We start from the raw sequence: 12454 nt of genomic DNA, 5'->3' as shown, positions 1-12454 counted from the left end.
AGCAGGCTCCTGCGTAACTCCGGAGCCGGCTTGCCGGCGAAGCTGTTCTACACGGCGATGGCGTGCCCCTGCCGATCCACCGCCACCAATACCTCGATCAACTTGCGCGCCGCCGGCGACAGGCGGAAACCGCTGCGGCTGACGATGCCGCAGCGGGCATTCAGGCTGTCGATGTTCTGCGGCAGGTTGCGCCAGTGCAGCAACGCCAGCGAACCCTGCTCGATGTCTTCGGCAAAGGCCTCGGCGGTGCCTACGCCGATGGCATTGGACTGACGGACGATCTTCACCAGGGCCGGGAAATGCTCGGTTTCGATAGTGGGTGAAAAATCGATGCGCCCGCTGAGGTTGGCCAGCAGCTTGCGAATCCCCGGGGGGATCAGGGTGGTGGCCAGGGGGTAGTCGAACATGTCGTTGGTGGACAGGCTCTCCTTGGCCAGCAGCGGATGCCCGGGACGGCAGAAGAACACCCCGCGCTTGGGCGTCAGGGGCTGGGTCTGGTAGTTCGGATCGGCCTCGAAATGGCGGATGTCGGCGATAAAGAATTCGATCTCTTCGCGGTTCAGGCTGCGGCTGAGTTTTTCCCAGTTGTCCACGGCAAAGCAGGTGCGCACTTTCGGATGAGCGCTGGTGAACTGCGCCACTGCATCGGGCACCAGCTTCACCGCCGGCGCCGGGCCGCAGCCGAAGCGCACCTCACCGGCATCGAGCTTGGTCATCTGGGTCACTTCACTGCTGAGCAAGGCCGCGCCCTGGACCAGGCTCAAGGCGTGCTGCAGCACCACCTGGCCTTCCGGGGTGGGGCGCAGATCCTTGTTGCCACGGTCCACCAGCACGCAGCCGAACTCCTGCTCCAGGCCCTGGATACTGCGGCTGAACGCCGGTTGTGTGATGCCCATGGCGTCGGCGGCGCGGACAAAACTGCGGTGTTCATTGAGGGCGATGAAGTAACGCAATTGGCGAAGATCCATATGCTTTCCCGGCATCCGAAAAATAGCTCGAAGGCATTTGCGACGAGTGAGGAATGAGGTTTTAAATGCAAGCTCTTATTCCGTCAACGAAGCATGTAGTTATCTATTAGATCTAAATTGAATATAGATAGAGCGTTGTTTCGCGGCGGTTCCAACCGTAAGCAGTCGATGAGGGTGTACCTGATGAGCAATGCCGTCTTAGCCGTTAAACCCGCTGTTCATGCCCTTGATATCCACCCGGTGGCCGGTCGCATCGGCGCCGAGATCCGTGGCGTGCAACTCTCCGGCGAGCTCGACGCCGCCACCGTGGAAGCCATCCAGCAGGCGCTGGTGCAGTACAAGGTGATTTTCTTCCGTGGCCAGACCCACCTCGACGACCAGAGCCAGGAAGCCTTCTCCCACCTGCTGGGCGAGCCCGTGGCCCACCCCACCGTGCCGGTGCGCGACGGTACCCGCTACCTGCTGGAGCTGGACGGTGCCGAGGGCCAGCGCGCCAACTCCTGGCACACCGACGTGACTTTCGTCGACGCCTACCCTAAAGCCTCGATCCTGCGCTCGGTGGTGGCCCCGGCTTCCGGCGGCGACACGGTGTGGGCCAACACCGCCACTGCCTACAACGAACTTTCGGCGGAACTGCGGGAACTGGCGGACAAGCTCTGGGCGGTGCACAGCAACGAATACGACTACGCAGGAGCCAAGCCGGACGTTTCGGCGGAGAAGCTGGAGCGCTATCGCAAAGTGTTCACCTCCACAGTGTTCGAGACCGAGCACCCGATCGTTCGCGTGCACCCCGAGAGCGGCGAAAAGAGTCTGGTGCTGGGGCATTTCGTGAAGCGCATCAAGGGCTATTCCCAGGCTGATTCGGCGCACCTGTTCGGCCTGCTGCAGAGCCACGTCACCCGCTTGGAAAACACCGTACGCTGGCGCTGGAGCGCGGGTGACGTCGCGATCTGGGACAACCGCTCGACCCAGCACTACGCCGTGGACGACTACGGCACCCAGGACCGCATCGTGCGCCGCGTGACCCTCAAGGGCGACGTTCCGGTGGGCGTCCACGGCCAACGCAGCCAGACCCTCAAAGGCCTCTGAGCGCCCCTACGGAAATTTATGCGATGAACCTGCCCGCTGTAGGAGCTGGCTTGCCAGCGAAAGCGCCCCTGAGAGTGCTGCAAGACTTGAGGGCCTCTTCGCCGGCAAGCCGGCTCCTACGGGATGGAAGGTTGCCGGGGGTTACCACACGCCGATCTGCACCAGCTTCTCGCTTTCCGGTTCGCCATAGCGAAAACGCTGGCCGCGCAGGTCGATTTCTTCATGGCTGATGGTGGTGCGGCGTTTCAGGCCGCGCAGCCATTGCAGCAGATACCCCAGGTGTTCCTCACGCACCGCGGCATAGGCCGGGTCGGCCCCCAGGTCATGCAGCTCCTGTGGGTCGTTGTGCAGGTCGAACAGCTGCGGGCGCAAGCCGTCATAGGCCAGGTACTTCCAGCGTTCGCTGCGCACCATGGTCATGCGGCAGCGGTCGATGGGCTGGCCCAGGCGCTCCCGCGCAGGCGCCTGGAAGGCGTAGTCGTATTCGCTGATGGCGTAGCGGCGCCAGTCCGCTTCGGCGCCGTGCAGCAGCGGGATCAGCGAGCGTCCTTCCAGGCGATGTTCGGCCCCCGGCAGCCCCAGGGCATCGAGGAAGGTCGGCAGGGCGTCGATGGTTTCCACCAGGCGTTCATCCACGCTGCCGCGGCTGGTGTCCGCCGCTGTGCGCGGGTCGCGAACGATCAACGGCACGCCCACCGCCGGCTCCAGTAGAAACTCCTTTTCCCCCAGGTAATGGTCGCCGAGGAAGTCGCCGTGATCGCTGGTGAAGACGATCAACGTGTCGTCCCAACGGCCGTTGCTCTGGAGGAAATCGAACAGTCGGCCCAGTTGATCGTCCACCTGCTTGATCAGCCCCATGTAGGTCGGCACCACGTTCAGGCGCACCTCATCCCGGGAAAAGTTCAGGCTTTCCTCATGCTGGCGGAAGGCGGCGTAGACCGGGTGATCGCTGAGTTGCCCGGGCTCGGCGCGCACCGCCGGGATCACCTGCTCCGGGCCATACAGGGCGTGGTAGGGCGCGGGTGCGATATAGGGCCAGTGGGGCTTGATGTAGGACAGGTGCAGGCACCAGGGCCGCTCGCCCTGTTCGCTGATGAAGTCGATGGCGCGGTCGGTGGTGTAGACGGTTTCCGAATGCTCTTGCGCGACTCGGGCCGGCAGGTGGGCGTTGCGCATCTTCCAGCCGCTGAGGATTTGTCCCTGCTCGCCGGCCCCGGCGTTGGCCCAGTCGTGCCAGGGGTTGCGGCCGTCGTAGCCCAGATTGCGCAAGTAGTGGGTGTAGGGCGCCGCATCGCGCTTGTCGTCGAAGATCGGGTCGTCGGGGTAGATGCCGTCGTGGCGCAAGTAGGGCTCGAAGCCGACCTCGTTCAGCGCCTCGGCCTGTGGGCTTTCGGGGTCGATGGCCAGGCGTTGCAGGGCGTCGACATTGGGCGTGGCGTGGGTCTTGCCCACCAGCGCGGTGCGAATGCCGTGGGGCCGCAGGTAGTCGCCCAGGGTCAGCTCCTCCAGGGGCAGGGGCACGGCGTTCCAGGCCACCTGGTGGCTGCTGACATAGCGCCCGGTGTAGGCCGACATGCGCGATGGACCGCAGATGGTGCCCTGGGTGTAGGCGCGGCTGAAGCGCACCCCGGCAGCGGCCAGACGATCGATGTTCGGGGTGTGCAGATGGGGGTGGCCGTAGCAGGACAGGTAATCCCGGCGCAGCTGGTCGCACATGATGTAGAGCACATTGCGCACGGGTGGAAGGGTATTGGACATGGGGTTCACCGAGGGGAAGACAGGCGAGGTTTTTCGCCTCCGGCGGTGGTTTCCGGCAAGCGCATTTGCCGAATAGTTTCGATGCGTTTTATGCAATGCCGACCGGCCCCCCACGCCGTGTGCGGACGGCCTGGCCTTGTAGGAGCTGGCTTGCCAGCGAAGGCGTCCCTGAGAGCGCTGCAAGGCTCAAGGGCCTCTTCGCCGGCAAGCCGGCTCCTACGGTGAGAGCATGCAGGTGGCTCAGACTGCCAGGTTGTCCAGGCTGCACAGGTCCTCGTCCTGTTCGTCGATGGCCTTGATCTCTTCGATCATCGCCGCGGCCAGGGGCGATAGGCGATAGCCGGCGCGGCTGACGATGCCGTAGCGGGTGTAGAGCTCTTCCAGGTCATCGGCCAGGCCGTCGATCTTCAGGCACACCAGTTCGCCCTTGGCGTTGTGCAACGCGTCGCTGTAGGAGCCGACGATGCCGATGGCGTCCGAGCGCATGACCACCCCCAGCAGGCTGTAGCTGTTTTCGCATTCCACATTGGGGGTGAAGTCCGGCTTGCCGCAGAGGTCGACGATGACCTTGCGCAGGTTGGGCGGGCGGATGGTCACCGCCAGTGGGTAGCTCATCAGTTCTCCGGCGCTGACGCTGGCGCGCTGGGCCAGGGGATGCCCGGCACGGCAGCAGAAATGCCATTTGCGTGGGCGCAGGCGCTGGGTCAGGTAGTCCGGATCGGCCTCGAAGTGCCGGGTGTCGGCGACGAAGAACTCGAACTCTTCGCTGAGCAGGCGCTTGCTCAGGCTTTGCCAATCATCCACCTGGAACTGCACCCGGGCCTTGGGGTAACGCCCGATAAAGCTGCCGATGGCTCGGGGAATCAATCCCGAGGCCGGTGCCGGGCCGCAGCCGAAGCGCAGTTCGCCGGCCTCCAGGCCATTGAACTGGCTGATCTCGTTGGCCATCTGCTGGGCCCCGCTGACCAGCCGGCGCGCATGTTCCAGCAGCAACTGGCCCTGTTTGGTGGGCGCCAGGTCCTTGCGCCCGCGATCCACCAACTGGCAACCGACGCTGTGTTCCAGAGCCTGAATGCTGCGGCTGAAGGCTGATTGCGAGAGGTTCACCGCCGCTGCAGCGGCGACAAAGCTGCGCTGTTCAGCGAGGGCGATGAAGTGACGGAGCTGGCGCAGATCGATATGCATTTTTCACATAAAAAATATCGGGGAAATGCATTGGCTATGCATTAGGTCGACTCCTTATAAAGGCAATCTCTTATGCAGTAAATCTTTGTAAAAACATAAATAAATAACTTTAAGGAATATACAAGGCTGTATATTTTCTGACCAGGAGCCGCCCATGAGCCCGTTGTCCCTTGCTTCACCCCTCTCGCACCGGCGGCTCAAGCGCCTGCCCCTGGCGCTGTTGCTGGCCGGCAGCGCGAGCTGGACGCCCAGCTGGGCCGAAGACGCCGCGGCGCCGCAAGCCGCCCCGGCCAAGAGCAGCGCCAACAAGGCCAAGGCCGACGACGGCCAATTGCAGACGGTGACCGTGACCGCCCGGCGTCGCGAGGAAAGCTCGCAGAGCGTGCCCACGCCCATGAGCGTAGTCAGCGGCCAGGCCCTGGAGAGCCAGCGGGTCTATCGCATCCAGGACCTGCAGCAACTGGTGCCCAGCGTCAACGTCGCCTACATGCATGCGCGCCAGTCCAGCGTGTCGATCCGTGGCCTGGGCAACAACCCGGCCAGCGACGGCCTGGAAGGCAGCGTCGGGCTGTACATTGACAACGTCTACCTCGGAAGGCCGGGGATGGCAGTGTTCGACCTGATGGACATCGAACAGCTGGAAGTGCTGCGCGGTCCCCAGGGCACCCTGTTCGGCAAGAACACCACCGCCGGGGTGATCAACATCAGCACCCGGGCGCCGAGCTTCACCCCGGAGCGCAGCATCGAAACCTCCCTCGGCGAGGACGGCTACTTCCAGACCAAGGGCACCATTTCCGGGCCGCTGACCGATGAGCTGGCGGGGCGTTTTTCCGCCTATCGCACCCGCAGCGACGGCGACATCAAGAACGAATTCGACGGCCATGACCTCAACGGCGGATCACGCCAGGGCTTTCGCGGACAGTTGCTGTACAAGCCCAATGACAGCTTCAACCTGCGCTGGATCGGCGACTACAACGAAGAGGACTCCAGTGCCGGCACCCGAGTGCTGTACAGCACCGGGCCGACCATCAATGGCACCAATGTCTATGAGTCGCGTGCGGCGGCGGCCGGGGCGACCCTGGTCAACGGTTCGCACCGCAAGGTCAACCTGGACAACGACCAGCATGTCACGGTGTTCCAGGGCGGCACGTCCCTGGAGGCCAACTGGACCCTGCCCAGCGACTTCACCCTGACTTCGGTCAGCTCCTACCGCTGGTGGAATTTCACCCCGCGCAACGACGATGGCCTCAACGTGGCGGCCACCTACAACGCCGGGGTGTCGGTGGAGGACAAACAGTGGTCCCAGGAATTCCGTCTGGCCTCGCCCACGGGTGGTTTCTTCGACTACGTGCTCGGGGCCTACTACTTCGGCTCCGACCTGGACAACAAATCCTTCGCCTATTACGGACCCAAGGCGGACATCTGGAACGGCACCCCGGCCGGCGCCCTGAGCAACGTCAGCAGCGTCGGCAACGGGCACATCCAGACCAACAGCTTCGCTCTGTTCGCCCAGGGCACCTGGCACCTCACCGAGCGCCTGGATTTCACTGCCGGCCTGCGCGGCACCTACGAGGAAAAAAGTGCCTGGGTCAGCCGCAACGCACCGCTGGGTGGCGCGGCGGTGGCCGGGGCTGCCGCCAACGCTCGCCGCGGGCGCACCGGGGCCTATGACTCCGGCGACCTCAACCAGTACAGCACCAGCCCTTCGGGCCTGCTCAACCTCAGCTACCGCATCACCGACGACTTGCTGGGCTACGCCACCCTGTCCCACGGTGAAAAATCCGGCGGGGTCAACCTGACGGTGGGCTCGGCGCCCACCGCCGGCGCCGATTCGCTGCTGATCGGCACCGAGCGCGCCAACAACGCGGAACTGGGCTTCAAGAGCACCCTGTGGGACCGCCGCCTGCAACTCAACGCCAACCTGTTCTGGACCCAGGTCAATGGCTACCAGACCAACGCCTACGACGATGCCAACCGCGTGCAGTACCTGACCAACGCCGGTTCGGTGCGCTCGCGGGGGGTGGAAGTGGAAAGCACCCTGGTGCCGATTCGTGGCCTGACCCTGAACCTCAACGGCTCCTACAACGACGTGCGTTACCTGTCCTACAAGGACGCGCCATGCCCGCCGGAAGTCAGCCTGCGCCCCGGCGCCCCGGCCTCGTGCGACCTCAGCGGCCACCAGGTGGTGGGCGCCTCGAAATGGATCGGCAACGCCAACGGCGAATACAAGTGGAACCTGGACAACGGCCTGGAAGAGTACGTCACCGCCAGCTACGCGTTCCGCTCCAAGGCCGTGGGCACCGTGGAGGATTCCCAGTACGGGCAGATCCCCAGCTACGCCGTGGTCAACCTCTCCACCGGCCTGCGCGGCAACTACGAACAGGGCCAGTGGGACGTCTCGCTGTGGCTGAAGAACGCCTTCGACAAGACCTACTACACCACCCTCTGGACCGGCGGCAACGGCGGTTACGAAGGCCTGCTGGGCACACCGCGAACCCTGGGCGTCACTGGCCGCTACGACTTCTGAAACCCGGCTTCACGCACCTTGCGCCGGGTTATCCGGCGCCCTTCGACCTGAACAGGAGTGCTCGTCATGCTGCGCGTCAAAACCTCTTTGCCTTTGTTGATCTGCGCCACCTTGCTGGCCTCGGCGGTGCAGGCCGCCCCCAGCGTCTATCCCACCGGAGTGACCCGTTACGACCCGGACAAGGCCTTCAATCAGTACGTGATTTTCAGCGGCGCCGATAAACAGACGCACCTGATCGACATGAACGGCAACGAGGTCAAGAATTGGCCCCAGGCGGGTTTCCCCGCGGCCATCATCGACCCGCAACTGGTGAACGGCGAGCGCGGCCGGGTGCTGTTACAGCTCAAGGACAAGGAGCCGGGGCCGCTGGGTTCGGCGGGCAACGGCCTGGGCAACCAGAGCGTCGGCGAGCTGGATTGGAGCGGCAAGGTGGTCTGGCAGTGGGGCGACCAGGCACCCGGTGGCGCCGCCCAGCAGCACCACGACCAGCGCCGCCTGAGCAATGGCAACACCCTGGTGCTGGCCAACAAGGTGCACAAGGTAGCGGGCTTCAAGGTGCCTCAGGTGATCGACGATGCGATCTATGAAGTCAGCCCCGACGGCCAGGTCAAATGGCAGTGGCTGGCCTCCGAGCACCTCAAGGAATTCGGTTTCACTGCGGCGCAATTGAAGCTGGTGTACGGCACCGATAACCCCGACTACTTGCACATCAACAACCTCAGCGTGGTGGGCCCCAATCAGTGGTTCGACGCGGGTGACAAACGCTTCGCCCCGGACAACCTGCTGATCGATTCCCGCAACGCCAACTTCATTGCCATCCTCGACAAGCACAGCGGCAAGGTGGTCTGGCGTCTGGGGCCAAACCTGGCGCCGATCAACCCCAAGACCGTGGCCAAGGTGCCGCGTCCGGTGGACCAGTTCGTCGGCCAGCATGATGCCCACATCATTCCTGCCGGCTTGCCGGGGGCAGGTCACTTGCTGGTGTTCGACAACCAGGGCACGGCAGGCTATCCCTCGGTGCCCCTGGGGCTGATCGCCGGTTCCCGGGTGTTGGAGATCGACCCGATCAAGAACCAGATTGTCTGGCAGTACAGCGCTGCCAGTTCCCGGCAGCCGGGTTGGGCTTTCTACAGCTCGTTCATCAGCAGCGCGCGGCGCTTGCCCAACGGCAACACGCTGATCGACGAGGGCATGAACGGGCGTTTCTTCCAGGTCACTGCCAGCGGCGAAATCGTCTGGGAATACGTCAGCCCTTACCTGGGCAAGGCTCCGGGCAGCGAGGCCATCAGCAACTGGGTGTACCGCGCCTTGCCGGTGGGCTACGACTGGGTGCCCCAGGGCACACCGCGTTCGGAAACGGCGGTGAGCGTGCCGGAGTCGGGGCTGAAACAGGCCAGTGCCAGCGCGGGGATCTGAGCTTGAGGCCGTGCTGCGGCTCCGGTCAGGTCGGGCTGGCGCCCCAGCGGGAGCAAGCGCCCTGGCCACAAATGAGCTGCGGGAGCCGCTCTGGGGAGGACCTCAGAAGTAGAAGAACAGGCCGGTGTCCCGTTCCAGGGCCAGTCGATTCAGGGCGATGAGCTTGTGGATAAGTTCATCCTCCGCCGTCGCGGTCTGGGTAAGGATCGACAACGCCGTGGCCAGGGCGGCCTGACCCTGGATCGAGGTGTCTTCGTAGTCGTCGATCAGAGTGCCCAGGGCGCGGTTCAAGTTCGGTAGCAGGTCGCTGCGCGACAGGGTCGTCCACTGTGCTGCGGACAGCGCCAGCTCCTCCAGGTCGCCCGGCAGGCACTGGTCCAGATCCAGGCGCTGTTGGGCGTCTTTGCTGGTGGGCACGACTATCCATTTACGCGGTGTATTCATGCTTGCCACAGCTCGACAAAGGCCTGGAAGTCGGCAGCCACCGGGTAGCGGCCGGCGCTCTCGGGGTCGAAGATTTCTACCGCTACGCCCGGGCTGTTGAAGTCCAGGCAGATCAGCAGACCGCCAGCGTCCCGGGCAATCGGCAGGCAACCTGCGGCCAGCCCCGGCACACGGCCGGGGCTGGCGTACCAGAGCAGGGTCCAGGGTTGGTTGTTCAGGCTGAAATCGAAGAACTCGCTGAGGCAGGCGTAGCCGTTGCCATAGGGGAAGGTGCCGATCCCCGGCGTGGCGGCCGCGGCGTACTGCACCAGCTGCAGATACAGCGGCGGGAATTCGACGCCGAGGCGTTGCTGCACCTGGGCGATCAGTTGTTCGTCCACCGCCGATCCGGGTTCTATTTCCCAGGCATTCCAATCCAGGGTCATGCTCGACATACGCCTTGTCGTTGAGGGGCCGCGCCCGCCCGATGGGGGATCGGGCGGGCGTCGAGGGGCGATTGTAGGCGTGTCGCCCGGTGGGTGGTAGGCGCTTAGTTGCAGCTTTGGCCTTCGGGCAGGGTGACGGTGTATTTGCGCTGCACCCGGTTGCGCAAGTCCAGGTTGTCCAGGCTCTCCTGCACCAGGAAATCCTCGACCTTGGCGTCCTGGCAGTCCTCGTTGTAGGACGAGGCCCGCAGCAGGAATACCGTGCGCCGGCTCTGCTCGTCCTTGGCCTGGATGTTGAAGGTCGAAAGGGTGGTGTAGCCGGTGCGTTCCGAGGAGCCGATAGCGCGGTAGGACATCGTTGGGGTGCTGGTGCACACGGTCTGTTGGTGCTTGCCGGGCATGCACGTGGTTTTAGTGCTGCTGGGCACCTGGCCGTAGTCGGTGGCGGTGTAGCGATAGCTGGTCTTTTTACTGCCCACATCAAGGGCAATGTTCATGCGAAACGGCGGGTGGTTTTTCGGCAGCGACGATTCGGTATACACCTGCGTAAATCCCATGCCATGAAGGGCGGCGACCATGTCGCGCAGGTAGTAGCTGGCTTTGAGGCCCTGGGCCTCCTTGGCGCTGTTGACGGTCACCAGCACCGGAGCCTTTGGATCGAAGTAGTAGTCTTGGGCCGGAGTGGCGTCGATGGCCACTTCGAGTTTGTTGGCGCAGCCGGTCAAAAGCAGGACGAACAGAAACAGCGGGCAGAGCAGGTAACGAGTCATGAATAAGCCAACGTGCAACGTGATGAATGGATAAGGCTTTAACGATCGGGACTCGGATCAAACAAACGCGGGGGGTTACGCGGGCTCGCTCGCCTGGTATTCCAGCAAGTCGCCGGGTTGGCAGTCGAGTGCGGCGCAGAGTTTGTCCAGGGTCTCGATTTTCATCCCCTTGACCTTGCCATTTTTCAGCAACGACAGATTGGCCTCGGTAATGCCCAGGATGGCGGCCAACTCTTTCGAGCGAATCTTGTTTTTAGCCATGACAACGTCAAGCCGAACGATAATGGTCATCTCATTGTTCTATATGTAGTGACTGTGCTCATCACTGAGGACTTTGGCGTCGCGCATGATAATGGAAAATGAGCAGAGCAAGATTCCTTTGACCACCTCGTAGGCCGCGTAGGACGAGAAACCAGCAGAAATCTGCAGAATCCGCTGGCCCGCTGGCAGGTCGATGGACAGGGCCAGGCCTTGCAGGGTTTCCACCATGGGGAAAGTGGCCGGGGCGACGATCCACAGCATGCCCACGCGCCAGAGGATGCGGATGTTGCGATCGCTCCAGGTTTCGCCGCGGGACAGGCGCAGGAAGAACACCCCGGTCAGCCAGAGGGCGAAGCTCGACAGCAGCAGGGGCAGGAAGTCGAGGATCACCAGCAGGGTGAAACTTGCGGACGAGAGTTTGAAGTCGGCTTCCAGCAGGCGTGGCGAATGGTCGGCGAATACGCTGAGCAGGGCGCTCAGGACCTGGTCTTTGCTGTAGATCCAGAGTCCGGCGTTGCCGCCAAGCTCCACCACGCCCATGACCCAGGCCAGGATCGCGGCCAGCAGGCCGACCCGTCGTAAGCGGTATTGGGCTGAGCCATTTATTTGGGGGTTCATGCGTCATTCCTTGCAAAACTTGGGGGGTGGTGAATTATTGATAAGTAATTATCGAATTACAATAATTTATTTCTTTGTGAATGCCTTGGGGCTATAGCTTGGAATGATGATGTGGCGAGGGAGCTTGCTCCCGCCCGGGCGGCCGGCGTCCCGGCGCGTAGCGACCGTAAAATCTGAGGTTGCGGTGTTATGGGTGTACATATCCGTTGCTGCGGGTGTGGCGGCTGGCGGTTTCGCCCTTACGGCGAGTCACTTTGGGGCCCCAAAGTAACCAAAGGGCTTTGCCCCTCCACTCGGCGCCTCGCCTAGGCTCGGCGTGCCCTCTCTCCGGCATTGATCCGTGGGCCGCCGCCACAGGCCATCCATGGCCTGGGGCGGCTAACCCGGCGTCCTGCCGGGTTACCCACGGCTCAATGCCTGCGTTCGGCCATCGTGTCTAAGGGGGCAAGAAGATCAAGATCAAAATCTGACGGCGGCCTGCCGGCCGGCCTGAAGACGGGGCGGCGGGTCAGTCGCGATGGGGTTCCAGTAAGTCAAACGACAGGACCTTGATCTGCATGTCGGCGCTATAGACGAATCCAACCCGCGCACTGGGATGCAGAGGCTCCGGCAGGCGGTAGCTCTCCCAGGCGTTGAGCGTGCGTTGCCCATCGGCTGATGGCCTGCGTTCCCCCGAGCGCAGGGGCGTGCCCAACAGCTCGCGAATGTCGGCGCGGGTCATGCTGCGTGAGAACGGGGCGGGCAGTTCGCCGCTGTAGAACGAGCGCCCCTCTTCAAGGGGCATGAGCTCGATCAGTACCTTTTCCAGGGCCAGGCTGTCTTCCCAGAAGTCCAGCATCAGGCCGGGCTCGACGGTCACGGTCAGCCATTCGAATTCGTCGTAGATCTTGTCCGTCGGGGGCTTGATACGCTCTCCCCGGGCGACCAGTTCTGCATGGCTGAGCCCGAGGCTGTTTACCCAGCGGCCGATCGTTGCAGCGTCCATCGCTTCTC

General features: G+C 63.4%; 12 protein-coding genes. 3 read left to right on the top strand and 9 right to left on the bottom strand.

The features are described 5' to 3' along the window. Window positions 1-47: 47 nt before the first annotated feature. Entirely contained in the window at window positions 48-968 is a 921-nt protein-coding gene (locus tag FW796_RS16415; protein WP_253130215.1) for a LysR family transcriptional regulator, read from the bottom strand. A gap of 183 nt (window positions 969-1151) precedes the next feature. On the opposite strand from FW796_RS16415, the gene FW796_RS16410 reads away from it, so the two are divergent. Then, window positions 1152-2057, top strand: a complete 906-nt coding sequence (locus FW796_RS16410; protein WP_446439580.1) for a TauD/TfdA dioxygenase family protein — start codon at window positions 1152-1154, stop codon at window positions 2055-2057. 141 nt (window positions 2058-2198) lie between these two features. On the opposite strand, the gene FW796_RS16405 is transcribed toward FW796_RS16410, so the two are convergent. Beyond that, a complete protein-coding gene (locus FW796_RS16405) occupies window positions 2199-3815 on the bottom strand; it encodes an alkaline phosphatase family protein (protein ID WP_446439579.1) in 1617 nt (538 codons plus the stop codon). Window positions 3816-4055: 240 nt separating this feature from the next. Next, window positions 4056-5000, bottom strand: a complete 945-nt coding sequence (locus FW796_RS16400) for a LysR family transcriptional regulator (RefSeq protein ID WP_346634072.1) — start codon at window positions 4998-5000, stop codon at window positions 4056-4058. A gap of 154 nt (window positions 5001-5154) precedes the next feature. Here FW796_RS16400 and FW796_RS16395 point away from each other — a divergent pair, with 154 nt between their 5' ends. Together FW796_RS16395 and FW796_RS16390 are read left to right on the top strand one after the other, a co-directional pair. Further along, a complete protein-coding gene (locus FW796_RS16395) occupies window positions 5155-7527 on the top strand; it encodes a TonB-dependent receptor (RefSeq protein WP_346634073.1) in 2373 nt (790 codons plus the stop codon). A 66-nt stretch (window positions 7528-7593) separates the two neighbouring features. Next, window positions 7594-8943, top strand: coding sequence for an aryl-sulfate sulfotransferase (locus tag FW796_RS16390; protein WP_346634074.1), 1350 nt, complete (start codon window positions 7594-7596; stop codon window positions 8941-8943). 102 nt (window positions 8944-9045) lie between these two features. Here FW796_RS16390 and FW796_RS16385 read toward each other — a convergent pair whose 3' ends face one another. From FW796_RS16385 to FW796_RS16360, 6 genes are all read right to left on the bottom strand, one after another. Then, window positions 9046-9387, bottom strand: a complete 342-nt coding sequence (locus tag FW796_RS16385) for a hypothetical protein (protein WP_446439578.1) — start codon at window positions 9385-9387, stop codon at window positions 9046-9048. After that, window positions 9384-9821, bottom strand: coding sequence for an SMI1/KNR4 family protein (locus FW796_RS16380; protein ID WP_404938031.1), 438 nt, complete (start codon window positions 9819-9821; stop codon window positions 9384-9386). Before FW796_RS16380 ends, FW796_RS16385 begins: the two co-directional genes overlap by 4 nt. Before the next feature lie 95 nt (window positions 9822-9916). Next, the gene (locus tag FW796_RS16375) at window positions 9917-10582 is read right to left on the bottom strand and encodes a hypothetical protein (protein WP_346634077.1); all 666 of its coding nucleotides are present in this window, start codon (window positions 10580-10582) and stop codon (window positions 9917-9919) included. A gap of 75 nt (window positions 10583-10657) precedes the next feature. Next, complete coding sequence (locus FW796_RS16370; RefSeq protein WP_016963103.1) at window positions 10658-10873, bottom strand: helix-turn-helix domain-containing protein; 216 nt, start codon at window positions 10871-10873, stop codon at window positions 10658-10660. A 9-nt stretch (window positions 10874-10882) separates the two neighbouring features. Further along, window positions 10883-11461 carry a hypothetical protein gene (locus FW796_RS16365; protein ID WP_123725363.1) on the bottom strand — a complete coding sequence of 193 codons (579 nt, stop codon included), beginning with the start codon at window positions 11459-11461 and terminating at the stop codon, window positions 10883-10885. A gap of 508 nt (window positions 11462-11969) precedes the next feature. Then, a complete protein-coding gene (locus FW796_RS16360; RefSeq protein ID WP_346634078.1) occupies window positions 11970-12446 on the bottom strand; it encodes a DUF6392 family protein in 477 nt (158 codons plus the stop codon). Between the last annotated feature and the right edge of the window lie 8 nt (window positions 12447-12454).

The sequence above is a fragment of the Pseudomonas sp. 910_21 genome (assembly GCF_052850735.1).
This window is presented reverse-complemented; position numbering and strand designations above follow the sequence as displayed.

Bases quoted from the DNA above. Each gene is read 5' to 3' on its own strand.
- FW796_RS16415 (WP_253130215.1), bottom strand. From the start codon at position 968: ATGGATCTTCGCCAATTGCGTTACTTCATCGCCCTCAATGAACACCGC.
- FW796_RS16410 (WP_446439580.1), top strand. From the start codon at position 1,152: ATGAGCAATGCCGTCTTAGCCGTTAAACCCGCTGTTCATGCCCTTGAT.
- FW796_RS16405 (WP_446439579.1), bottom strand. From the start codon at position 3,815: ATGTCCAATACCCTTCCACCCGTGCGCAATGTGCTCTACATCATGTGC.
- FW796_RS16400 (WP_346634072.1), bottom strand. From the start codon at position 5,000: ATGCATATCGATCTGCGCCAGCTCCGTCACTTCATCGCCCTCGCTGAA.
- FW796_RS16395 (WP_346634073.1), top strand. From the start codon at position 5,155: ATGAGCCCGTTGTCCCTTGCTTCACCCCTCTCGCACCGGCGGCTCAAG.
- FW796_RS16390 (WP_346634074.1), top strand. From the start codon at position 7,594: ATGCTGCGCGTCAAAACCTCTTTGCCTTTGTTGATCTGCGCCACCTTG.
- FW796_RS16385 (WP_446439578.1), bottom strand. From the start codon at position 9,387: ATGAATACACCGCGTAAATGGATAGTCGTGCCCACCAGCAAAGACGCC.
- FW796_RS16380 (WP_404938031.1), bottom strand. From the start codon at position 9,821: ATGTCGAGCATGACCCTGGATTGGAATGCCTGGGAAATAGAACCCGGA.
- FW796_RS16375 (WP_346634077.1), bottom strand. From the start codon at position 10,582: ATGACTCGTTACCTGCTCTGCCCGCTGTTTCTGTTCGTCCTGCTTTTG.
- FW796_RS16370 (WP_016963103.1), bottom strand. From the start codon at position 10,873: ATGACCATTATCGTTCGGCTTGACGTTGTCATGGCTAAAAACAAGATT.
- FW796_RS16365 (WP_123725363.1), bottom strand. From the start codon at position 11,461: ATGAACCCCCAAATAAATGGCTCAGCCCAATACCGCTTACGACGGGTC.
- FW796_RS16360 (WP_346634078.1), bottom strand. From the start codon at position 12,446: ATGGACGCTGCAACGATCGGCCGCTGGGTAAACAGCCTCGGGCTCAGC.